This is a genomic window from Candidatus Accumulibacter sp. ACC007 (assembly GCF_907163205.1).
In the GTDB taxonomy this organism is placed as follows: domain Bacteria; phylum Pseudomonadota; class Gammaproteobacteria; order Burkholderiales; family Rhodocyclaceae; genus Accumulibacter; species Accumulibacter regalis.
Window position 1 is genome coordinate 1,317,225 of record NZ_CAJQUD010000001.1, and the last position, 23,288, is coordinate 1,340,512.

A 23,288-nucleotide genomic window follows, 5' to 3' on the forward strand; every position below is an offset into this window, starting at 1 on the left:
TCAGTCGGACGCGCTCGAAGCGCGAGGCTGCTATCAGGTTGAATCGACCACGGTCTTACCTGTCTTGCCATCACGTCATGATCGCCTGAGCAATCGGTGGGGGTTACTCCTCTACAAAAAGCGCTGGTGCTGCGATATCGCAGGGTTGTCCACAGGCGCTCGCGAGCGCGCCTCATACGCTGGCGAGCGAGCGCCTGTGGACAACCCGTGTTCATGCCGCCGACGGTTCATAGGCGGGCTGATAGTCCCGCTCGTGAGCCAGTAGCGCCCAGACGATGCGGGCATTCTTGTTTGCCAGGGCCACTGCTGCCACGTTCTTGTTGCGCCGCCCGATCAGCAGCGCCAGCCAGCTCTGCGCGTAACTCGCCTTGCGCTCGGCCACACGGATCACTGCCCGAGCACCGTGGATCAGCAGAGTGCGCAGATAGGTGTCGCCATGCTTGCTGATGCCCAGAAGCAACTGTTTGCCACCACTGGAGTGCTGCTTGGGGACCAATCCCAGCCAGGCTGCCAGTTGCCGTCCATTCTCGAAACTCTTCGCATCCCCGATTGATGCCACCAGCGCGCTCGCCGTGATCGGACCGATACCCGGGATTTGTGCGAGCTTCTTACTCCCCTCGCTTTCCCGGTGCCAGCTCTGGATCTGGACCTCCAGTTCGCCCACTTGGCGGTCGAGCTCCTTCAGGTGGTCCCCGAGTCGATGCAGCAACTGACGAAAAGCGCCCGGCAGTCCGTTCTCACCGTCCTCCAGAATATCCGGTAGACGCTTGGCGATGTAGCCGATCCCCTGCGGGACGATGATCCCGTATTCGCCCAACAGACCGCGGATCTGATTGGCCTGCGCCGTGCGCGCCTTGACGAAGCCCTGGCGGGCACGATGCATCGCCAATACTGCCTGTTGCTCACTGTTCTTGATGGGAACGAAGCGCATATTGGGCCGGCCCACGGCTTCGCAGATTGCTTCGGCATCTGCGGCGTCATTCTTGTTCGTCTTGACGTAAGGCTTCACGAACTGCGGGGCCATCAGCTTTACCGTGTGCCCGAACGTTTCCAGCTTCCTCGCCCAGTGATGCGCGCTGCCGCACGCTTCCATGCCGATCAGGCATGGTGGCAGGTTGGCAAAAAACGGCGCCACCTGCTCACGCTTGAACTGTTTCTTGAGCACGGGCTTTCCTCGTTCGTCCACACCATGCACCTGGATCACGTTCTTTGCCAGATCGATGCCAACTATCGTAATCTTCATCTCGGTCGCCTCTCCTGGTGGGTGGAAATATCGCATCTCCACTTTGGCACTCAGATGCCGTTTCGGGAAGGGGCGACCATCCCATTAGTCGGACTTTCCCGGCGCCAGAACCGAACATGCTATAATCATACTTTTTCGAGCAACCGAGTCATCGCATGTCCAACTTTATCGTCGCTGACCGCCAGACCGACTATCTGCTGCCGCCGTCGGTGGACGATTGGCTGAACCAGGACCATCTGGCGCGCTTCATTGTTGAGGTGATCGACCAGCTGGATCTGTCGAAGCTGACGCGTCAGTACGCGGGGCGCGGATCGAAGGCCTACCACCCGGCGACGCTGCTGGCGATTCTGGTCTATGGCTACGCCACCGGTGTCTTCTCGAGCCGCAGGCTGGAGCAGGCCACCTACGATTCGGTCGCCTTCCGCTTTCTTGCCGCCAACCGGCATCCCGATCACGACAGCCTGGCGGCCTTCCGCCGACGTTTCCTTGACGAACTGAGCGACCTGTTTCTGCAGGTCCTGGAAATGGCCAAGGAAATGAAGGTGCTCAAGGTGGGGAACATCTGCCTTGACGGCACGAAGATCGAAGCCAACGCCTCGCGGCACAGTGCGTTGTCGCACGGGTACATCGAAAAGCTGGAAGTGCAGCTCAAGGCCGAAATTCAGGAACTGCTGGCGCTGGCGGAACAAGCGGATCGAGCCGATATCCCGAATGGCGTCAGCCTGCCCGAGGAACTCAAGCGTCGCGAAGATCGGCTGGCGGCCATGGCCGCCGCCAAGGCCACGATAGTCGCCCGGGCCAAGGAGCGCGATCAGCGTGAGAAGGCCGAATACGACGAGAAGATGGCCTGCCGCGCCGCCAAGGAAAAGGCCACCGGCAAGAAGCCGGGCGGCAAGCCGCCCAGGGCGCCCGAGCCTGGACCGCGGGACAAAGATCAGCTCAATCTGACTGACGAAGAGTCACGCATCCTGCCGGTGGCCGGTGGCGGCTTCGAACAGGCGTACAACGCCCAGGCGGCGGCCGATGCGGCAACGATGCTGATCGTCGCCACCGGGGTCACGCAAGCGCCCAACGACAAACAGCAAGTCGAGCCGATGCTGGCGACCCTCAAGGCGCAGGCGGTGGTGCTCGGCGCCGTGGAATGTCTGATCGCTGACAGCGGCTACTGCAGCGAGAAGAACATCAAGGCGTGTGAGGCGGCCGGCATCGATCCCCTGATCGCCGTCGCTCGTGACGAGCACCACCCGGGCTGGCGGCAGCGCCACAGTGAGCCGGCAGCCTTGCCCGACAATGCCACCCCCGTGCAGGCCATGTCTCATCGCCTGAAGACCCAGGCAGGACGGGCGCGCTATGCGTTACGCAAGCAGACCATCGAACCGGTGTTCGGGATCATCAAGTCGGTGATGGGCTTTCGCCGCTTCTCGCTGCGCGGTTTGAACAAGGTCACCGGCGAGTGGACGTTGGTTTGCATGGCGTGGAATTTGAAGCGCCTGGCCGTATTGCGCCTGCAGTAGGGAAAATGAGGGGAAAACCCTCGGAAAAGCCTGAAAACCGACGAAATCCGGCTTTTCTGTCGCGTATGGTGAAACGCGCCGGCCAGGCCGGCGGTCAGTCCGACAGGCTGCTAGCATCTTGTCATATTTTCCCGGCGGCATATCTGCATAATATATAATCATACCCCTGCGAGTAGCGGCGTCGTCGCATATCTAACTGTATCCGTCGCTGACCGCCAGACCGACTGTCTGCTACCGCCATGGGTGGTCGATTGGCTGAATCAGGATCATCTGGCCCGCTGCTTTGTCGAGCTTATCGATCTGCGGGATCTTTCTAAGCTGACGCCGCAGTGCTCTGGGCGCGGTTCCAGATCCTACCACCCGGCGACGGTGCTGGCGATTCTAGTCAATGGCTACTCGGACGGGTATCTTCATTGGAGCGGAAACCCTCGGAAAAACCGGAAAATCGAGGAAGTCCGGCTTTCTTGTTGCGCATGGTGAAACATGCTGGCTTAGCCGGCATAAAGTCCGACTAATGAGATGGTCGCCCCTTCGCGAAACGGCATCTGAGTGCCAACGTGGAGATGCGGTATTTCCACCTATCAGGAGAGGCGACTCAGATGAAGATTACGACAGTTGGTATCGATCTGGCAAAGAACGTGATCCAGATACATGCTGTGGACGAACGACGCAACGCCGTGCTCAAGAAGTAGTTCAAGCGTGAGCAGGTGGCGCCGTTCTTTGCCAACCTGCCACTATGCCGGATTGGCATGGAAGCGTGCGGCAGCGCGCATCACTGGGCGCGGAAGGTGGGAGCGTTCGGGCATACGGCAGAGCTCATGACCCCGCAGTTCGTGAAGCCTTACGGCAAGGTGAATTTGAATGACCCTGCTGATCCACGCTGCTCGGGCAGCGATCCGGGTAGCCAAGCGCAAGGCGGGTTACGCGCAGAGCTGGCTTGCGCAGCTGATAGGGCGGCGCAACAAGAACGTGGCAGCAGTGGCCGTGGCGAACAAGAACGCCCGCATCGCCGGGGCGCTCCTGACTCACGAGCGGTACTATCAGCCGGGCTATTAACCGTCAGCGGAATGAACACGGGTTGTCCACAGGCGCTCGCGAGCGCCTGTGGACAACCCTGCGGCACCGCAGCGCCAGCGCTTTTTGTAGAGGAGTAACCCGACCGATTGCTCAGGCTATCATGACGTTCTGGCAAGACAGGTAAGACCGGGCTCTATGTCGTTTCGTGTGGAACCGGCGATGGGTTTCGCGTTTTGAGGGAGCGGTGATGTCAAGGGCGGACGCAGTCCGGGCGCAGCCGAACCCTTTACATCGCTGCCCGCTTGCTTACGCTTGCTCCGGGCCGAGGAAGGCAGTCTGCCGCCCTCGGCATGGAGGACAATGGCGGTCTTTCCTCTCGCGACCGGTTCCTCATGATTGAAACGCTGTTCACCCAGGCTCTGGGTCTCGTTGCTCCTTGGCAGGTAGCTGAGGTCATCTTCAAGCCAGAGTCCGGACGGATCGATTTCCAGGTCCGATTTGGCGCAGCCATTCATGCTTGCCCGGCTTGCGGTGCGGCGGCGCAGCCGCTGCATGACCGCTTGGCGCGTTCCTGGCGCCATATGGATTTCTTTCAGTACGAAGCCCACCTGCATGCCGAGGTGCCGCGAGTGGCCTGTGCCGGTTGCGGCAAGGTCACGCAGATTCCTGTTCCCTGGGCGCGTGAAGGGAGCCGCTTCACGCTGCTGTTCGAGGCCTTGACGTTGATGCTGGCGCCGACCATGTCGGTCTTGGCAGCTGGCCGACTGCTGCGCGTGCGCAGTCGCAGACTGTGGCGCGTGATCAATCATCATGTGGGCCGGGCGCGCGCCCAGGAAAGTCATGCCAGGGTTCGCGCGATCGGCGTCGATGAGACCGCCAGTAAACGCGGCCAGACGTATATCTCTGTTTTTTATGACCTCGACGCGCAGCGTCTGCTGTTTGCCACGCCGGGCCGAGACAAGGCCACGCTCGGAAAGTTCGCCAGCGACCTTACCGAGCATGGTGGCCAGCCCACCGCGATCACCCATGTCAGCATGGACATGAGCGGCTCGTTCCAGGCCGGCGCCGCCGAGCACTTTCCAGCAGCCGAGGTCTGTTTCGACCGCTTCCACGTGGTCGCTCTGAGCAGCACGGCGCTGGACGAGGTGCGACGCGCCGAGGTCAAGACCGCGCCCGAACTCAAAGGCACCCGCTGGGGCCTGCACAAGAAACCCGCCGACTGGACCGTCAAGCAAACCGACACCATGTACTGGTTGCAGCGCTCGAACCTCAAGACCGCACGGGCCTGGCGGATCAAGCAGGCGCTGCGCTCCATCTACGCCACCGCCACGACACCTGACGAGGCCAAGCCCCTGCTCAAGCGCTGGCTCAGTTGGGCCAGCCGCTGCCGACTCGAACCGTTCAAGCGCCTCGGACGGACGATCAGCAAGCACCTTCCTGGCGTACTCAACGGTTTTCACCCCGGCAAACACAATGGCCGTGTCGAAGCGATGAATCGAGCGCTCCAGGAGGCGCGCGCAAGGGCACGCGGCTATCGCCGCGTCGAAAACTTCATCGCCATGGCCTACCTCATCGCTGGAAAGCTCACTCATTTGCCCGCCTCGCCCTTCGCCCCATTCTTGCCCGTTCCACACGAAACGACCTAAACCCTAAGACCGTGGTCGATTCAACCTCATAGCAGCCTCGCGTTTCGAGCGCGTCCGACTGATGAGGCATCGACCAGCAAATTCCATCACGGGCAGAGGCATCGCCTCGATCAAAGTCAGAATGTATGGCTGCCATCTTTACCCTTCAAACCATCACCAATTTAATGCTTGGCAAACCAAGGGGCGACCATGTAGGATACCAGCCGCCGAATCTATTCCAATAGTGTCACTTTTTAATTCCGAACGAGAACATCATGCCAGACGAAGACGCAATAGACCTCGGCTCTTCCGTGATTAGGGACACCGGCGGCCACGCAAACAAGCCCGAAGAGACGATAAGTCGTAAGAAGTGGTGGTTTCTTGATGATCGCCCGATTCTCCGGGATTCGGAGGATGCTATATGGCGAGAAGGGGATCGTGAGATCTGGCAGCAATTGGGGGATATCGCCCAGCAGATCGCCACCCCTCTAGCCGACAAAGATAGTCCCGCGCCAGGGATGACCTTCGGAATATTCGGCGATTGGGGCGCCGGCAAGAGCAGTTTTCTTAGGATGCTGAAAGTCAAAGTAGAGGAAATCGCAGCCAGCCATGGAAAGAGCGATTCAGTAATCTTTTCCACCTATGTCGCGTCGGCCTATGCATACAGCAATGTCAGCGTCCGCCATACCCTTGCCTTGCGACTGGTCGACGCCTTGGAAAAAAGTGGACATCCCATTTGTGCCCATCTGCTCGACAACGCGTCGGGCAAAAATGTATCTGAGTTCGCCGCAAGCCTTTCGAAGTTGCAGGCGACGAGCCAGGCAGCGGAAGCACTGATGACCTTGACGGAAGTGCCTTTGTTGCTTTCCGATGTGTTCTTGGGAAAGACAGAAGTCACCAAGGAGCAGCCCAGGGTCGTCGTGTACTTTATTGACGACCTCGACCGCTGTCCCGTGGAGACCGTCGAACGGGTCCTGCAGACCACGCACGAATGGGCCGATGTGCACAACCTGTTTTTTGTGCTGGCGATCAATCGGAACTGGTTGCTCGAGGCGATAAAAAAACTGGTGCATTTAGCCAACGAACCCGATTATGCCTTGGAAAAATATCTGCAGCACAGTATTACCCTGGGGAACCTGGAAGGGAAAGCGTTAAATTCTTTTGTGAAAAGTCTCGTGGGCGGATACGATGATTCGGTCTCGCGGCAAATCGGTGACAATCTCGTTTACCTGCAGAAAGGCCTGATACACGCAACGCCTAGGGCCATCAAGCGCCTCTTGAATGCCATCCGGCCGAAACTTGCGACCAAATTTCAGGGTGAAAAATCAGAGGCGAACAGCGACGACATACGCAGGCTGATCAAGACCGAGGTTCTGGCATATAGTTGGCCGTCGTTCTACCAGGACTATTTTCGCCCATCGGTGCTGGGTAACCACCACGGGCCGGCCAACGTCTGGAGGCAACTGGAAGAAATTTGCCGCACCTACGAAACAGAAACACAGATGGATCAACACGACCCTGACAAGGAATGGCTCGAATTTTCGCTAAAGCGGATGCGGGAATCCTATCGGGATGAGCACTTCATGAACCCGGTGGATTATCGCCTCGTTTCCTTTCTCGCCGAGCCTCCCTATTGGTTGTATGCTCCAAGGGAAAGCAATGATCGAGCTATAAGCGAATCCATTCCGCCTCGGGCAAGTAGTTTTCGCTTCGACAAGCCAGACTTTATGCCTCAAACCGAGGAAGGCATCGATTCTAAATTCATGCAGCTTTATTATTCTGGGCAGAGTGAGCCAGACCCGAAAAAGAAACTTGAATACTACTTGTCAGCCGCCGCATTAGCCGGCGACGATATGACGGCCATACCCTCGCACCGGGCCGATGAGGTCGGGAATATGGCCGTCGATGCGGAACGCTTTCGCGTATGGCCCTTCGCCGATCAGCTCTTTCGATTTGCCCTGCAGCTACGCCCGAATCATCCTAATAACATGCAGAATTACGTGAGCTTCATCCTGGACACAAAGCAGGCGTCCTCGTACCGTGACGCGGAGAAACTATTGGAAACCCTGAGGGAGCAGTGCGCCGATTTCAAGCCCGAGCGAACCCAACTGCTTTCTATGCAATTAGGTGCAACGAATGGCCAACAAGCTGTTCTGAGCGACGATGAAAAAGATAAAATCCGTGCCAACATCAGGAATGCCCCAACCGATTTCCAAGTATTTGGGAATTCGATCCTGCTTGCTGTCAGCACTGGGAGTTTCGACCTCGCGAAAGAAATCCTGGAAATCGCCTGCCAAAAAGCCTATTTAGGCTCGCCCGACTATCTGTATGAGCGATTGCGTGTTTTCGCCGATTCGATGGCGGGGCGCCAGGAGTTCCGCGAACAGCGTTTACAAGCAATGGAGATCTATCGGCAAATTCTGGCCCTGTGGGGGACGTTCAATTTTTCACGCGATGACGAGGCGGCTGTCCGACACAACTATGCCACACTGCTTTTTGCGTTCGATTACGACGACGAAGCCGGAAAGGAATGGTACGACGCTTATCGCCTCTCGGCTTCCGATCCCGCGATCCGGAGAAGTTACAGTCAGTATGTGGCGCGGGGAAATAGGCCCGAAGTGTTGGCTAAGATCCTAGCTGGCGAAGCGCTCACCGAATCGGAAAAAGTGCTGTGGCCAAAGAAAAATACGATGCCGAAGCGTTTTTCCGACGAGGTCTACATGGACAAGCTGTTTGGGCTGCTATCGAATCCATGACTGGCGGGTTTCTGATGCACTCCGTGAAGCGAGATGCCTGCGGTACGCATGACTAGTCCCGCCGTTTTTAGGCCCGAACGACCCCTATCCGCGGCTTGCTTCGTGCCGGGGCGCAATTTTCCCTACCCCCCGAGTTCGACACTTTTCGCGTGCTAAACGCATAAATGACGCCCCAAGGCTTGCAAAAACAATGCGTTAGTGTTTTGCCGGGAATGGCCATGTAGTGACACGTTATTTCCTTTAGGCTATTGCCTATAGGTTTTCTGGGCGCTACAGTAGCGACATGTTCGTAAAGATCACCACGTCGGGGCCGCGGCGCTACGTGAAGCTCGTCGAGGCCTACCGCGACGCGGGCGGCGTCTCCCGCCAACGAGTCATCGCTACCCTCGGGCGGATCGAAGCCGTGCGCGCCGGCGAAGCCGACTCGCTGGTCAATGGCCTGCGGTGCATGTCAAGATACTTGTCGCCTGAGTTCATGCTGCCAATGGCATACTTTTGGCCGTACTGGTTGCCGCCGCCACGACGGCATCCTGTTCCGGGTTGAGCGCCACGGCACGGATGGGCGACCAATTCCGAGTGTGTCGGCTCCAACGTGCCGGGTGCTTCGCACGGGCGTCTTCGTAGAGCAGATGACGGGCCGCCAAGAGAGCCTCATCGTCGCCGGCATGACGTTGCTCTGGGGTGACATAGCGAATGCCGCTATGGCGGTGCTCCGTGTTGTACCAGCGCACGAAGTCGCTTCCCCAGAGGCGTGCCTGTTCGATGGTCTCGAAGCCTCTGGCGGGGAATTCCGGCCGGTACTTTGCGGTACGGAATAGCGCCTCGGCATAGGCGTTGTCGTCGGACACCCGCGGTCGTGAGTACGACGGTTTGATCCCCAGCCAATGCAGCATCGCCAGGACCGTGGTGGCCTTCAGGGTTGAGCCATTGTCACCGTGCAAAACCGGTTTGGACGCCAGGGAATGGATTCCCTCGGCCAGAGCGGTACGTTTAACCAAGTGAGCGGCGTGGTCGGAATCGTCCTTGACCTCGACCGTGAAGCCGACGATCTTGCGACTATACAAGTCCAGGATCAGGTAGAGGTAGAACCACTGTCCGATGACCTGCGTGGGCAGATAGGTCATATCCCAGCACCAGACCTGACGTGGGCCGGTGGCAATCTGCGTCGTGGGCGGCTTGGGGGTAGCGGATGGCGCCTGCGCGCGACCGCGATGGCGCACTTGATCGTGTTCGCGCAAGACCCGGTAGAAGCTTGATTCGCTGGCAATAAAGCGCCCTTCGTCGGCCAAGGCAGGCACGATGCGGGCGGGCGGCAGGGCGGCGAAGCGCGGCTCGTTGGCGACGCTGACGATTTCGGCACGCTCGGTCTCGGTCAGTGCGTGCGCGGGCGTGGGTCGCTCAGCCAGGGGCCGACCATCGCCGCGTTGCAGGCCGACGCCCGCCTTCCAGCGCTGGCAAGTACGCGCATCAATACCGACGATCTCGCACGCTTTGGCCAGCCGGGCGCCGGCCTGGTGTGCATCGTCGATGTGGGCCACGAGAGTTTGGCGATCTTCCAGACGGATCATTCGTCCGCGCCCCCCGGGAAGATCGCCGAGAGCTTTTTTGAGAGCACCAGTAACGCGGCGGTTTCGGCCAGCGCCTTGTCCTTGCGCAGCAGTTCCCGTTCCAGTTCCTTGATGCGCTTTCTGTCGGCTCGCGTCTCTCCCTGGCTGGCGCGTGCTTCACCGGGATCGGCAAGGGCTTCGGTCGCGCCTTGCCGCCAGCGTTCGAGTTCGCTGGGATAAACGCCATGCTCCCGGCACCAGGCACTTTGTCCCGCCTCATCCAGCGCCGCCGTGGCAACCACCGCCTCCAGCCGGCCGGCCGCTGACCAGGCCCGCTCGCGAGCGGGCCTGGTCAGCGCCTCACCCCGCCAACGCTCCAACGTGGTCACCGAAATGCCGACCTCTTGCGCCAAGGCCTCTATCGCCACACTCTCCGGCGGCAATAGCCGCGCCAACACTCGATCCTTCATTGCTTGTCCGTAACGTGCCACTTCTTGTCCTCACTATCGCCCCCATGGTTCAGATCCTATCAAGGCGACAAGTAGTCTGACACAGGGGGCCTGTTGCGCGCAGCAGGCAAGCCGTCCCTTGAAGAGGGCACCGGTGACGTGTCCTTCGCGCCGGCGCTGTCGGTCGGCGACACCTGGCTGCTTACCGCCCTGTGGCAGGAACTGGGCTTCGCCGATGCCTTCCGCCGGGTATTGCGCAACCGCCGCCAGTTCGACGCCGAGCGCTTGTTGCGGGTGATGGTCTTCAACCGCCTGTGCGATCCGGAATCGAAGCTGGGCATCCTGCGCTGGCTGGAAGGCACCCGCGTTCCCGAAGTCGCCACCGAGTCGGTCACCCATCAGCATCTGTTGCGCACCATGGATACGCTGGCAGACTGCGCAGAGACGATGGATAAGGTCCTGGCCGGTCTTTTGCGCCCCTTGATCGACCAGGATGAGTGTGGTCACCCGATTTGATGTTCTGATGATCACGTTCTTTGATGGTTGTTGGTGGCGTTCTTGCCACTCTCCCTTCAACATCGCGCCAAGGCTACCCTCCACTCCGGCAGCATCAAGGCCAGGCCCTTCGGGTGCGGGCTTCGCCCGCAGCCTTGACCCTGCCTGCGTTCCGGGTGTTTTGTCGCCATGCCGAATGGCTCGTTGTGTGCCGCACGCGCACCATGCAACAAGCACAACTCGTGCCTGGCGACATGTGGTATCTCACTGATTTCACGCACAGTTTTTTGGTCAAGTTTGATGATGGCAAATAACCCCTCCACATCAACGTATGTGATCAAAAACAGGCCGTTTGCCATCGAGAATGCTGACTCTGCTCACCCAGGAGTTGTCGATCGTCTTCTACGATCTGACGACGATGCGTACCGAAGGCGGCACCGAACTCTCTGGAGAGGTTCGACGCTTTGGCCTGTCGAAGGATGGCGGGATCGTGCGGCAGTAACCGGTAACTCCGCGGCGTTCTTCCCAGGCGCGGCGCTGGCGTCGACAATTTCCTCATTGACACGCGAGAAGATGAGGAGGTCAAGATGGCAACGAATCAAGAGAGCCGGCGGGCACGGCGTAGCGCGGACGAGTGGCGGCAGGTGCTGTCGCGATTTTTCGGCAGCGGTTTGGCGGTGGAGGCCTTCTGCAATCGCGAAGGCATCAGCGATACCAGCTTCTACCGGTGGCGCAGCCGACTGGGCGCGCCGATGGGCCGATGCGACGCCTTGGTCAACTCGGCGTCGACAGGCTTCGTCGATGTCGGCCCGCTGCAAAGCGAAACCGGGCGGTCGGGACGTATCGAGCTGACCCTGGATCTCGGCGGCGGCCTGCAGCTACACCTGGTGCGCGGCTGATGTTCTTCCCCGAAGGCCAGATCCGGGTACATGTTTATGGCCGCCCCGTCGACCTGCGCAACTCCTTCGACGGCCTGTACGCACTGACGCGCCACGCGCTCGGTCAGGACCCCTTGAGCGGACAGCTGTTTGCCTTCTTCAACCGCCGCGCCACGCAGGTCAAGGTCCTCTACTGGGATCGCACGGGCCTCTGCGTGTGGGCCAAGCGCCTCGAAGCCGGTCGTTTCGTCTCCGACTGGTCGAAAGTGAGCACGCGGGAAACCGACTGGACCGGCCTGAAGCTCCTCCTGGAAGGCATCGAGCCCAAGCGCTTCAAGAAGCGTTACCAGCACCCGCAAAATGGCAAGAAACGGACATAAAATGCATGTTAAACAGCGGCTTGAAGACGACTCCCGCGGTATAATAGCGGCATGAATCCGGCGCTTGCGACCCCTTTCAAAAGCCTCGACGAGGTGGCCGCGCTGACCCCGCAACAGACCGCCGAACTGATCGGCGCCCTGCGCCGTCAGGAGAACACCGAAGCGCTCCTGCGCCAGGAAATCACCGCCCTCAAACAGCAACTCGACTGGTTCAAGCGCCAGCTCTTCGGGCAGAAGAGCGAACGACGCATCGAGACGGGTCCGAATGGCCAGATGAGTTTCGGCGAGTGTCTTCCACCGCCGACGCTACCGGCACCCCCGGGCCAGCAGGTAGCCGCCCACACCCGCAAGCCAGCGACCCGCCGCCAGGACGACGAAGCCGTCCCGTTCTTCGACGAGTCACGCGTGCCGGTCGAAGTCATCGAACTCGCGGCTCCGGAAACCGACGGCCTTACTGCGGAAGAGTACGAGGTGATCAGCCACAAGGAAAGCTATCGCCTGGCGCAACGGCCGGGAAGCTACGTGGTGATCAAGTATCGGCGGCCGGTGGTCAAGATCAAGGCCAGCGAAGCGCTCGTCTGCGCTGCCGCACCGGCCGGGGTGATCGACGGCAGCCGGGCGGACGTGAGCTTCGTCGCTGGCTTGCTGCTCGACAAGTTTGCCTACCACCTGCCGCTGTATCGCCAGCACCAGCGCCTCACCGATGCTGGCATCACGGTCAGTCGCCCCTGGCTGACACAGATCGCGCAACAGGGCATCGCCCTGCTCGAACCGATCTACGAGGCCCAGTTCGCCTCGATTCGCGAGTCACGCGTCAAGGCCATGGACGAGACGCCGATCAAGGCCGGACAGGCGGGACCGGGCAAGCTGAAGAAAGCCTTCTTCTGGCCAGTCTATGGCGAACTGGACGAAATCTGTTTCCCGTTCTTCCCGAGCCGGGAGATCAAACACGTCGAGGCGGCGCTGGGACTGACGCCTGCCGAACGAGCGGTCCTCTTGTCCGACGGTTACCACGCCTATGCGCACTATGCGACCAGGACCGGGATCACCCATGCCCAGTGCTGGACGCATACCCGCCGCAACTTCTTCGAGGCACAAACCGTCGAGCCGGAGGCGGCGGGCCAGGCGCTGGAACTGATCGGTGCGCTCTATCAAGTGGAAGAATCCATCCGGGAAGAGAAGCTCTCTGGCGCCGGCAAGCGGGACTATCGCCTGGCGCATGCCAAGCCGATCGTCGAGCGCTTCTTCGCCTGGATCGGCGAACGCTTCGCGGCCCAGGGGCTGCTCCCCAGCAATCCGCTGACCAAGGCGCTTGCCTATGCGCGCGACCGACGATACGGACTGGAGGTCTTCCTCACCGACCCGGACGTGCCGATCGATACCAACCACCTTGAGCGTGCCTTGCGCGTGATCCCGATGGGGCGCCGCAATTGGCTGTTCTGTTGGACCGAACTGGGCGCCAGGCAGGTCGGGATCATCCACAGCCTGATCGCCACCTGTCGATTGCACCAGATCGACCCGTACGACTATCTGGTCGATGTGCTACAGCGCGTCGGCCAGCATCCGGCAGAGCGCGTCCGGGAACTCACGCCTCGTCTCTGGAAGCAGCTCTTCGCTGCCGATCCACTTCGCACGCCTTTGTACCGCCTCGGCACGTAGGGCCTGACGCCGCGTAGTTACCGCTTACAGTTGAACGCCAAATGCAACCGCTTGATCCGACCCCTTTGCTCCAGCCGCATTACCAGCCTTCATCGCTCGTACGGGTCGGTCCGTCCCAGTGCTCCGCATCGGTACTCTCGCCTCGTGGTTTCTGCCACTTGTGCTTCTCCCTTGACATCGGAACGACTGGTTCCCGCAGTTCCACACAGAAGCCTGGATCAGCTTCACGCCTCCTATACGCCGGCCGCCGCTTGCCCAGTAATCAGGTGCCCGGCAAGCTTGTCCCAGGAGATGGAGACGCCCCTGGTTTTGACGACAAGTCTCTGGATTACGACGCGTCAGCGGAGGTTCACTTTCGTTCGTCTCTCTGATCCTTACCTGCTCGAGGTACGTCCTCGACGCTTTGACCCCAACGCTCACCACCACGACTCCTGACCGCAGCAGCTTGGGGTGGTTTGAGGCCCGCTCCTGAAAGCCGACCCCGAGGGACCTACCCTCATCTTCCGTGTAGCTTCTACACAGTTCGTCAGTCCATACTGAACTTCCTTTCTGTGTGCCTGCGGCACACTCTCGATGGCCCAATGGCTTCGCACGGCGACGGCAAGTTGTTCGGCGGTCAACTCGCGAGAGCTGATGTAATGTAAGCGTCCAGCCCGCCCATCTGTAATTCGACGTCGATCTGCTTCAACCTCAATGTTTTCGAGGGGAGGCAAAAATGGACAAAGATGCAGAGCGGGAAAGGTACTGGGAACGGCATGTGGGCGCCTGGCGCGCGAGCGGGGAGACGCAGAGAGCGTACTGTGACCGGCACGGGCTAAAGAACCATTCGCTGAGTTACTGGCACCTGCGCCTGGCAAGAGGGACAAACGCGCAGGAAGGAAGCGCTTCGCTGACACTGATTCCCGCGGTACGGGTTCCGGAGGTGGCGGCTTCGCTGCCGAGCCTGTCGCTCACCATCGCCAACGGCTGGCGCCTTGAATTTGCGGGTCTGCCTCCCGCCGTTTGGCTGGCAGAGCTTTGCGGAAGACGCTCATGATCGCGCCCACGCCGCTCACCCCGCCGTCGGCAGGTATCTGGCTGGCGATTGAACCGGTGGACATGCGTCTGGGCATCGATGGCCTTTCCGCCCGCATCCAGGCCAACCTCGGGCGCTCCCCGTGTGATGGCACCGCCTATGCGTTTACCAATCGCAAGCGCAGCCGTCTCAAACTACTGGTCTGGGACGGCACCGGCGTCTGGCTATCGCAACGGCGGCTGCATCGGGGAAGCTTCACCTGGCCCCAGGCTGGCGACCGGGTATTCGCTCTGACGCCGGGACAATGGCAGTGGCTGATCGCCGGTGTCGACTGGCAACGGCGTGACGCTCCCGCACCGGCGCATTGGCAGGTCTAGCAGCCCGCAGGTTTCCGAAAAAAGTCATGCAAAAACGGTCACTTGCCTACGTTCATAGCCATCCGTTTGGTATAATCCGTCATGGATTTCGCCACCGAACTTGCCGCTTTTGACCCCTCGCCAGAACTGCTGGCGTGGATGGAGAAGCGGGTCGGTGGCTTGCTCGAAGAAGCACGCAGCAGCGCCACCGCGATTCACTGGCGCGACGTCAAGATCGAGAAACTCACCCTCGAACTGGCGTATTTGCGGCGGATGAAATTCGGCGTCAAGAGCGAAACCTTCGTCGCGGCTGAACGCGATCTCTTCGATGAAACCCTGGCCGCGGATCTGGCCGCCTGCGAAGCGCGCTTGGCCGAAGAGCGCGAAGCGGCCGAAATGGGGCCGCATCAGCCGCCACCCGAGAAGCCCAAGCGCGAACGCGCGGGCCGTCAGCCCTTGCCCGCCCACCTGCCACGTATCGAGCACCGGCACGAGCCCGAGGTGTGCACCTGCGGTGAATGTGGCCAAGCGCTGGTACTGATCGGCGAAGACGTGACCGAGAAGCTCAATATCGTTCCCGCGGAGTTCTTCGTCGATCGCCACATCTATCCCAAATACGCCTGCCGACCCTGCGCAACCGTGACAGCGGCAGTGGCCGAACCGTCGGTGATCGATGGCGGCCTGGCCACACCGGCCTTGCTGGCCTGGGTCATGGTCAGCAAGTACACCGACCATCTGCCGCTCTATCGTCTGGAACAGCAGGCAGCTCGCTCCGGGGTGGTGCTGGCTCGTTCGACCCTGGCCGACTGGGTGGGTCGCATCGGCGTCGCGCTCGAACCGCTCGGCGACCGCCTCGCCGAATTGCTGCGCCAAGGCCTGATGCTGCATGCCGATGAGACCCCGGTGCGCCAACTGGACCCCGGGAAGGGAAAAACAAAACACGCTTATCTCTGGGCCTACCGCAGCAATTCGCTGGGTAATGATCCGCCGATCGTCATCTTCGACTATCAGGCTGGCCGGGGCGGCGTGCACGCGGCGAATTTCCTGGGCGACTGGACAGGGGCCCTGATGGTCGATGACTTCGCCGGTTACAAGAGGCTGTTTCGGGGCCAGGCGATCGAACTGGCCTGCATGGCGCATGCCCGTCGCAAGTTCTTCGACCTTCATAAGGCCAACGGCAGCCCCATCGCCGCGGAGGCGCTGCGTCGAATCGGTGAGCTCTATGCGATCGAGGCCCAGGCCAAGGGGAATACGGTGGAGGTACGAGCGTTGCTGCGCCAGGCACACAGTCAGCCGCTGCTCAAGGCCCTGAACCTGTGGATGGTGCACACGCGCCAATCGGTGGCCAACGGTGGCGCCCTGGCCAAGGCCATCGACTACAGTCTGAAGCGCTGGTCGGCCTTCGCCCGGTATGCGGAGAACGGCATCTACCCCATCGACAACAACCCCGTCGAAAACGCCATCCGTCCGATTTGTCTTGGGAAAAAGAACTGGCTGTTCGCGGGGTCCGAAGCCGCCGGAAAACGAGCAGCGGTGATTCAGTCCTTGCTGCAGACCGCCTGCCTGAACGGCATCGAGCCCATGGCCTGGCTTACTGACACGCTGGAAAAACTTCCCACCTGGCCCAATCGCCGCCTCGACGAATTGTTGCCAATCAAACTGCCTGCCTGATCTGCACAAGAGTAGGTGGGTGCGCTGCACGCTTACGATGTAATAGCGCCGCTCGAAGTTCGACTCTTGATCGCCGACCTTGCGCAAGGAGTCGACCAGACCGATCGTCTTGCACTTGGGCCAATCGGCCAGGTCAACGGTCCCTTCTGCGGGCAGCACCGAGGCGATCTGACCGACGATCCGACCACGGGATTTATGAACTTGGCGGTGGCGGTCGACGGCGTCCGACTGGTATTGGTCAATGAAATCAGTTTGGATCGCTTCCAGCAGCGCCGGTTGATTGCCTTTAACGGCCAGCAGGTAGTCACCGCCCTGGTCGGTGATCTGACGGGCGATGTTCCTCTGGCACCCCATGGCGTCAATGGTGATCAGCAGGTCCTTGATATGCAGTGCCTGGAGCAGTTCCGGGATGGCGGTGATCTCATTACTCTTGGCGGCGACCTTTTCCTGGCCCAGAACGACGCCCAATTCTGTAGAGTCGAGATGTGGCGCGGTAGCCGTAGGTCTGACTTGTCTGTTTCCGCCTCTTTCGTCTGGCGGTGCCCAAGTAGTCAGGCCATAGTCCCGTTTCCACATCCCGCTCATCGAACCGGACAGGCGGATTTCCCGCATCCGGCTCTCGGACAAGACATCACGCTTTCGCCCACGGAAGGTCATGGGTTCTTGCTGGCAGATTGACCAGCCCCAACTGCTCGTGGAGATGCCGATCGGAGTAGCGCCTTTTCCCATTGCCAGGAACCTTGTGTTTCTTGCACAACCACCGGCGGAGCCGTTGTGTGGCGTGGGTGTTGATCGCCCGATAGGCCGGGCTGACAGGACCCAGGCAGAAGTAATTCGCCCAGCCAGTCAGTTTCCGATTGAGGCGTCCCACGACAACCTCGGCATCCAGGAGGATTCGGCGACGGTCGGTTTCCTGAGTGATGCTTTCCACCATTCGTTTGATGCTCTTCGTCGAGGGCCGGGTGCCGATATAGGCTCTCCCATTCTCGTGGCTGTAGCACCGCCCGAAGGTGTATCCCAGGAAGTCAAACCGCGCTTGCGGTATTTGACACAAATGTGTCTTGTCGTCGTTCACCGTCAGCTTCAGTGTCTCCATCATGCCTCGCATCGCGTCCATGGCATCCTCTGCCCGGCCTTTGCAGCAGATGACGAAGTCGTCCGCATAATTGACGATTTGCGCCGACCAGCGACGCGCATACCCCAACGTCTTCCATCCGAGGATGAAGCGCCGCATGTACAGATTCGACAGCAGCGGTGAAATCGGGGCCCCTTGCGGGGTGCCGCGCCCGGTGTCCCGGTTGGACGTGCTCCGTTGCCGGTGACCGTGTCCATCGTCTTCTTCCACAGGTGCTTCCAGCCATTGCTTGATGAGGTGCAGAACGTGCCGATCGACAATCCGACGGACGACGCTCTTCATCAGCTCAAGGTGCGGAATGCTATCGAAATAGCCGGATAGATCCGCGTCTATCACTTGCCGGTGTCCCGTGTTCAATAGACGATGAACCGCTGTTACCGCGTCCTGCGCTCCCCGCTCTGCCCGGTACGCGTACTGCTCCGGTTGCAGATCGGCCTCGAAGATGGGTTCCAGCACGAGCATGGCCGCCGTTTGTACGACTCGGTCGGTGATCGTCGGTATCCCCAAGGGGCGCAGTTTGCCGGTAAGCGGTAACTACGCGGCGTCAGGCCCTACGTGCCGAGGCGGTACAAAGGCGTGCGAAGTGGATCGGCAGCGAAGAGCTGCTTCCAGAGACGAGGCGTGAGTTCCCGGACGCGCTCTGCCGGATGCTGGCCGACGCGCTGTAGCACATCGACCAGATAGTCGTACGGGTCGATCTGGTGCAATCGACAGGTGGCGATCAGGCTGTGGATGATCCCGACCTGCCTGGCGCCCAGTTCGGTCCAACAGAACAGCCAATTGCGGCGCCCCATCGGGATCACGCGCAAGGCACGCTCAAGGTGGTTGGTATCGATCGGCACGTCCGGGTCGGTGAGGAAGACCTCCAGTCCACATCGTCGGTCGCGCGCATAGGCGAGCGCCTTGGTCAGCGGATTGCTGGGGAGCAGCCCCTGGGCCGCGAAGCGTTCGCCGATCCAGGCGAAGAAGCGCTCGACGATCGGCTTGGCATGCGCCAGGCGATAGTCCCGCTTGCCGGCGCCAGAGAGCTTCTCTTCCCGGATGGATTCTTCCACTTGATAGAGCGCACCGATCAGTTCCAGCGCCTGGCCCGCCGCTTCCGGCTCGACGGTTTGTGCCTCGAAGAAGTTGCGGCGGGTATGCGTCCAGCACTGGGCATGGGTGATCCCGGTCCTGGTCGCATAGTGCGCATAGGCGTGGTAACCGTCGGACAAGAGGACCGCTCGTTCGGCAGGCGTCAGTCCCAGCGCCGCCTCGACGTGTTTGATCTCCCGGCTCGGGAAGAACGGGAAACAGATTTCGTCCAGTTCGCCATAGACTGGCCAGAAGAAGGCTTTCTTCAGCTTGCCCGGTCCCGCCTGTCCGGCCTTGATCGGCGTCTCGTCCATGGCCTTGACGCGTGACTCGCGAATCGAGGCGAACTGGGCCTCGTAGATCGGTTCGAGCAGGGCGATGCCCTGTTGCGCGATCTGCGTCAGCCAGGGGCGACTGACCGTGATGCCAGCATCGGCGAGGCGCTGGTGCTGGCGATACAGCGGCAGGTGGTAGGCAAACTTGTCGAGCAGCAAGCCGGCAACGAAGCTCACGTCCGCCCGGCTGCCATCGATCACCCCGGCCGGTGCGGCGGCGCAAACGAGCGCTTCACTGGCCTTGATCTTGACCACCGGCCGCCGATACTTGATCACCACGTAGCTTCCCGGCCGTTGCGCCAGGCGATAGCTTTCCTTGTGGCTGATCACCTCGTACTCTTCCGCAGTAAGGCCGTCGGTTTCCGGAGCCGCGAGTTCGATGACTTCGACCGGCACGCGTGACTCGTCGAAGAACGGGACGGCTTCGTCGTCCTGGCGGCGGGTCGCTGGCTTGCGGGTGTGGGCGGCTACCTGCTGGCCCGGGGGTGCCGGTAGCGTCGGCGGTGGAAGACACTCGCCGAAACTCATCTGGCCATTCGGACCCGTCTCGATGCGTCGTTCGCTCTTCTGCCCGAAGAGCTGGCGCTTGAACCAGTCGAGTTGCTGTTTGAGGGCGGTGACTTCCTGGCGCAGGGCGCCGATCAGTTCGACGATCTGTTGCGGGGTCAGTGCGGCCGCCTCGTCGAGGCTTGGGAAAGGGGTCGCAAGCGCCGGATTCATGCCGCTATTATACCGCGGGAGTCGTCTTCAAGCCGCTGTTTAACATGCATTTTATGTCCGTTTCTTGCCATTTTGCGGGTGCTGGTAACGCTTCTTGAAGCGCTTGGGCTCGATGCCTTCCAGGAGGAGCTTCAGGCCGGTCCAGTCGGTTTCCCGCGTGCTCACTTTCGACCAGTCGGAGACGAAACGACCGGCTTCGAGGCGCTTGGCCCACAAGCAGAAACCCGTGCGATCCCAGTAGAGGACCTTCACCTGCGTGGCGCGGCGGTTGAAGAAGGCGAACAGCTGTCCGCTCAAGGGGTCCTGACCCAGCGCGTGGCGAGTCAGTGCGTACAGGCCGTCGAAGGAGTTGCGCAGGTCGACGGGGCGGCCATAAACATGTACCCGGATCTGGCCTTCGGGGAAGAACATCAGCCGCGCACCAGGTAAAGTTGCAGACCGCCGCCGAGGTCCAGGGTCAGTTCGAGACGTCCCGGCCGCGCGGTTTCGCTTTGCAGCGGACCAACATCAACGAAGCTTGCCGACGCCGACGCCGAGTTGACCAAGGTGTCGGACCAGCTCATCGGCGCGCCCAGCCGGCTCCGCCACCGGTAGAAGCTGGTATCGCTGATGCCTTCGCGATCGCAGAAGGCCTCCACCGCCAAACCGCTGCCGAAAAATCGCGACAGCACCTGCCGCCACTCGTCCGCGCTACGCCGTGCCCGCCGGCTCTCTTGATTCGTTGCCATCTTGACCTCCTCATCTTCTCGCGTGTCAATGAGGAAATTGTCGACGCCAGCGCCGCGCCTGGGAAGAACGCCGCGGAGTTACCGGTTACGTTTGCCGTTCGGCTTGGGAATCCAGACCCGCTTGACCGCTTCCGGTCGGTAGTCCTTCTTCTTCAGCCGTTCCGCCAGTTCCCCAAGCCAGCGTTCTTCTCCATACGCTTCGATGTCTTCAAAACGCACTCCGTCCACCCCGGCTGCGCCCTTGTTGGCTTTGCAGCTTCGGTAGGCATGATCGAGTACGTCTGGTCGATGGACCTTGTCGTACAGGAGGTAGAACCGGTACCCGGGTTCTTCCTTCGCTTTGGCATGTAACGCCATCTGCAGTTTCTGAACGCTTATTGGAGTTTGCAGGTTGCCCAATCTCCTGTCCCTTTCCGCTTCTTGCGTTGGTCTTGAACTGAGGCCCCTTTCCTCCATCGGCATTACCCGACTTCAACGGTACTACGGGCCTCTCCGCCACCCCACCTCGCCCGACCTGTCCCTCGCGGGCGTCCGGTTGGTCTTGCGCTTGACCACGTGATGGGGCTTCCCGTATTGCGTCTGCCTTCCTCTTCCACACATGCCGTCACCAATACCCCGGCGGAACCACAGACTGCGTTTCGCTCGCGTTCATCTGTGACAACGGCCTTCCCCGTAGCTACGCCGGGTCGGCTTCCGCATTCAGTGTTTTCGGGGCCTGCTCAGTGTTCACACTCATTACGGCCTGCGTGGTCGCCAAGTCCCTTACAGGACCCTCTACACCAGAGGCTTCAGCCGCTTCGTTACCTCCACGACTGCTCCAGTTGCTACCGGCCGGAGCGAAAGTTGCCGGGCGGGATTCGCACCCGCTGAAAGACAGCGCCTTAGCACGGCGCACGTAGCGAAGGCACTGACCATGTGAATGGCCGTTTCACCGCCGCTGCCCGATCCACGCACGGTCTTGCCATCGACCGCAATGCCGCCATTGAGGGTCCCGACCACCTCGGCGACCCAGCGACGGAACGCCACCTCGAATTGCTTCGGGTCCAGCGCCCGGAAGATCCTCAGAAACGTCTTCTCGGACGGAACGCCGTTCTTGAGCGGCAGGAACTGCCGCAGCCAATCCTCCTTCTTGTACGCCCAGTAGGCGATGTCTTCGACGGTGTCACAATCGGAGAGCACAGCGGCCATGGCAATCACCAGAATCTCCACGAAGTCATGCAGCGTCCCATTGCTCGGTTTGCGCGGGTCGTCTACTTCCCTCAAGCAGCACATCAGGCTGGCTCCTTTCGTCACACTCATTTCGGTTGCCCAAAAGACGAGAGTAGACCTGATTTCAGTGGGGTTTACAAGCTCTTGTCATAAGCCTATGAATGTTAACGATTTTTCACTTGCCGAGTATGACGAAGGAAACTACACTATCCGAGTGCCGAGGCCCTGGGTTCTTGATGAGTTCGTTGAAGACGGAAGCGGTATTGTCGAGCGCTTCGCGGCCCTGGAGGAGCCAGCGCCCGAGGGTGCGCTTGATGCGCGAGAAGGCGTCGCCGCGGTTGATGAAGTAACGTGCGCGGACGTTGGCATCGAGGCATTCATCGGCGGCATGGACGGCCAGGGCATTGATGTTGTCGCAGAGGATTTTTGCGCCAAAGTCTTGTTGAGCGGCCAGCCAGGACAGGCCCGACAGATGTTCCAGAGCCAGGCGGTGCTTGATCCGTTTGAAGGCTTCCTCGATCCGCCACCGCGAGTGATAAAGCGCCCCGAATTCAGCGGCGGGGTAGGCATTCACGTCGAGGAGCGAGGTGACGAGAACGCGCACCTTGTGGCCGAACAGCTGACGAATGAGGCGAACTTCGCTCGGGGCAGCAACGATCTCGTAGTCGAGTGTCTCCTGCTTGCAGGGGGCTGGCAGCGTAACGATTTGCTCGGCCAGGCCGGATCGGCGGAAGGCTTGGATAGCGCTGAAATTGAGGCTGTCAGCGCGCATGCAGAAATGGCGTTGTCGCTGCAACAAGGTCGCGAAGAGCCAGTAGGCCGGGTAACCGCGGTCGAGCACCAGGATGTCATTGTGACGGAGTTCATCGAGATGTTCGAAGAGCATCTGACGCTCGCCCACGTGGGGAGAATAGAGCTTGGCCGCGAGCGTCATTTCGATACCGGGTAAGTAAAGTGCGAAGCCAATGGCGTCGACCACCTGACGGACCAGTGGCTTGCCGTCGCGGGTCTTGCCGAGCAGAGTCAAGCGCAGGACGGTGGCGTCACCGGCGACGACGCGCAGGCCGTGCCAGAGGGGAAAGCCGAAGTGGTCATCAACCAAGCCGAGGAAACGATCGTTGAGCAGCGGGAAAGCGGCGGCCGATACCTGCATCCGGGCTTTGGCAAACGCTTGCGCCGAGACTTCCCGCATCAGCTCGGCGCGGTTCGCCAGGTTGGCGAAGAACACGTCAAGCTCAGACTGCACTTTGGAGACGTAGCCGCCCAGCAGGCAGGCGATCAGGCGGGGAAAGCTGAGGACGCTGGTTCGTGAGAACGCTTTCTCGGTCAACCGCGCTTTGGCTAAAAAAGCTTGGGAAAAGAGGTGCTTGGAAAACGAGTCAACGACGTTGACATAAAGGTCGCGGCATATAAAATTTTACATCCGTATCAATGGGATACGGAGCCTGCGCGATGCCTGACCACAATGCAACCCGTTTCTTC

The 23,288-nt window shown here is 60.6% G+C and carries 19 protein-coding genes and 4 pseudogenes; 13 read left to right on the forward strand and 10 right to left on the reverse strand.

The window, feature by feature from the left end:
• Positions 1-211: 211 nt before the first annotated feature.
• Complete coding sequence (locus tag QZ634_RS05675; protein WP_291986316.1) at positions 212-1,243, reverse strand: IS110 family transposase; 1,032 nt, start codon at positions 1,241-1,243, stop codon at positions 212-214.
• Positions 1,244-1,398: 155 nt separating this feature from the next.
• Between QZ634_RS05675 and QZ634_RS05680 the strand changes: the two genes are divergently transcribed.
• From QZ634_RS05680 to QZ634_RS05700, 5 genes and pseudogenes are all read left to right on the forward strand, one after another.
• On the forward strand, positions 1,399-2,757 hold the full coding sequence (locus tag QZ634_RS05680; RefSeq protein ID WP_291986318.1) for an IS1182 family transposase: 1,359 nt from the start codon (positions 1,399-1,401) through the stop codon (positions 2,755-2,757).
• A 599-nt stretch (positions 2,758-3,356) separates the two neighbouring features.
• Positions 3,357-3,632 (forward strand): annotated as a pseudogene (locus QZ634_RS05685) (IS110 family transposase); the annotation flags it as partial.
• The gene (locus QZ634_RS05690) at positions 3,619-3,813 is read left to right on the forward strand and encodes a hypothetical protein (RefSeq protein ID WP_291988113.1); all 195 of its coding nucleotides are present in this window, start codon (positions 3,619-3,621) and stop codon (positions 3,811-3,813) included. The pseudogene QZ634_RS05685 and the gene QZ634_RS05690, both read left to right, overlap by 14 nt.
• Before the next feature lie 311 nt (positions 3,814-4,124).
• Positions 4,125-5,420, forward strand: coding sequence for an ISL3 family transposase (locus QZ634_RS05695; protein WP_291985253.1), 1,296 nt, complete (start codon positions 4,125-4,127; stop codon positions 5,418-5,420).
• A 254-nt stretch (positions 5,421-5,674) separates the two neighbouring features.
• Entirely contained in the window at positions 5,675-8,155 is a 2,481-nt protein-coding gene (locus QZ634_RS05700; protein WP_291986320.1) for a P-loop NTPase fold protein, read from the forward strand.
• A 473-nt stretch (positions 8,156-8,628) separates the two neighbouring features.
• On the opposite strand, the gene QZ634_RS05705 is transcribed toward QZ634_RS05700, so the two are convergent.
• Positions 8,629-10,193, reverse strand: a protein-coding gene (locus QZ634_RS05705) for an IS3 family transposase (RefSeq protein WP_291986322.1) whose coding sequence is annotated in 2 segments (ribosomal slippage) — positions 8,629-9,752 and positions 9,752-10,193 — 1,566 coding nt in all. Because the reading frame shifts where the segments join, the coding sequence is not laid out codon by codon here.
• 117 nt (positions 10,194-10,310) lie between these two features.
• On the opposite strand from QZ634_RS05705, the pseudogene QZ634_RS05710 reads away from it, so the two are divergent.
• The 8 genes and pseudogenes from QZ634_RS05710 to QZ634_RS05745 form a co-directional block, all read left to right on the forward strand.
• A pseudogene (locus tag QZ634_RS05710) lies at positions 10,311-10,646 on the forward strand (IS1634 family transposase); the annotation flags it as partial.
• A gap of 364 nt (positions 10,647-11,010) precedes the next feature.
• Positions 11,011-11,148 carry a hypothetical protein gene (locus QZ634_RS05715; protein ID WP_291986324.1) on the forward strand — a complete coding sequence of 46 codons (138 nt, stop codon included), beginning with the start codon at positions 11,011-11,013 and terminating at the stop codon, positions 11,146-11,148.
• An 85-nt stretch (positions 11,149-11,233) separates the two neighbouring features.
• Entirely contained in the window at positions 11,234-11,545 is a 312-nt protein-coding gene (locus tag QZ634_RS05720; RefSeq protein ID WP_291985082.1) for an IS66 family insertion sequence element accessory protein TnpB, read from the forward strand.
• The gene (gene tnpB, locus QZ634_RS05725) at positions 11,545-11,904 is read left to right on the forward strand and encodes an IS66 family insertion sequence element accessory protein TnpB (RefSeq protein WP_291986326.1); all 360 of its coding nucleotides are present in this window, start codon (positions 11,545-11,547) and stop codon (positions 11,902-11,904) included. The genes QZ634_RS05720 and tnpB (QZ634_RS05725) overlap by 1 nt, the downstream gene beginning before the upstream one ends.
• A gap of 51 nt (positions 11,905-11,955) precedes the next feature.
• Complete coding sequence (locus QZ634_RS05730; RefSeq protein WP_291986328.1) at positions 11,956-13,563, forward strand: IS66 family transposase; 1,608 nt, start codon at positions 11,956-11,958, stop codon at positions 13,561-13,563.
• Positions 13,564-14,278: 715 nt separating this feature from the next.
• Entirely contained in the window at positions 14,279-14,599 is a 321-nt protein-coding gene (locus tag QZ634_RS05735) for a hypothetical protein (RefSeq protein WP_291985075.1), read from the forward strand.
• Entirely contained in the window at positions 14,596-14,955 is a 360-nt protein-coding gene (tnpB, locus tag QZ634_RS05740; protein WP_291985077.1) for an IS66 family insertion sequence element accessory protein TnpB, read from the forward strand. The genes QZ634_RS05735 and tnpB (QZ634_RS05740) overlap by 4 nt, the downstream gene beginning before the upstream one ends.
• 81 nt (positions 14,956-15,036) lie before the next feature.
• Complete coding sequence (locus tag QZ634_RS05745; RefSeq protein ID WP_291985079.1) at positions 15,037-16,605, forward strand: IS66 family transposase; 1,569 nt, start codon at positions 15,037-15,039, stop codon at positions 16,603-16,605.
• 36 nt (positions 16,606-16,641) lie between these two features.
• On the opposite strand, the pseudogene QZ634_RS05750 reads toward QZ634_RS05745, so the two are convergent.
• From QZ634_RS05750 to QZ634_RS05785, 8 genes and pseudogenes are all read right to left on the reverse strand, one after another.
• A pseudogene (locus tag QZ634_RS05750) lies at positions 16,642-17,100 on the reverse strand (ISAs1 family transposase); the annotation flags it as partial.
• A 136-nt stretch (positions 17,101-17,236) separates the two neighbouring features.
• The gene (locus QZ634_RS05755) at positions 17,237-18,256 is read right to left on the reverse strand and encodes a reverse transcriptase domain-containing protein (protein WP_291988028.1); all 1,020 of its coding nucleotides are present in this window, start codon (positions 18,254-18,256) and stop codon (positions 17,237-17,239) included.
• 35 nt (positions 18,257-18,291) lie between these two features.
• Complete coding sequence (locus QZ634_RS05760) at positions 18,292-19,869, reverse strand: IS66 family transposase (RefSeq protein WP_291985683.1); 1,578 nt, start codon at positions 19,867-19,869, stop codon at positions 18,292-18,294.
• 51 nt (positions 19,870-19,920) lie between these two features.
• Entirely contained in the window at positions 19,921-20,280 is a 360-nt protein-coding gene (tnpB, locus tag QZ634_RS05765; RefSeq protein ID WP_291985680.1) for an IS66 family insertion sequence element accessory protein TnpB, read from the reverse strand.
• Entirely contained in the window at positions 20,280-20,597 is a 318-nt protein-coding gene (locus QZ634_RS05770; protein WP_291985678.1) for an IS66 family insertion sequence element accessory protein TnpB, read from the reverse strand. Before QZ634_RS05770 ends, tnpB (QZ634_RS05765) begins: the two co-directional genes overlap by 1 nt.
• Before the next feature lie 78 nt (positions 20,598-20,675).
• Complete coding sequence (locus QZ634_RS05775; protein ID WP_366145359.1) at positions 20,676-20,996, reverse strand: hypothetical protein; 321 nt, start codon at positions 20,994-20,996, stop codon at positions 20,676-20,678.
• A 495-nt stretch (positions 20,997-21,491) separates the two neighbouring features.
• Positions 21,492-21,869 (reverse strand): annotated as a pseudogene (locus tag QZ634_RS05780) (ISAs1 family transposase); the annotation flags it as partial.
• A gap of 112 nt (positions 21,870-21,981) precedes the next feature.
• Positions 21,982-23,217: an IS4 family transposase gene (locus tag QZ634_RS05785; RefSeq protein ID WP_291988030.1), complete on the reverse strand. Its 1,236-nt coding sequence runs from the start codon at positions 23,215-23,217 to the stop codon at positions 21,982-21,984.
• Positions 23,218-23,288: the final 71 nt, after the last annotated feature.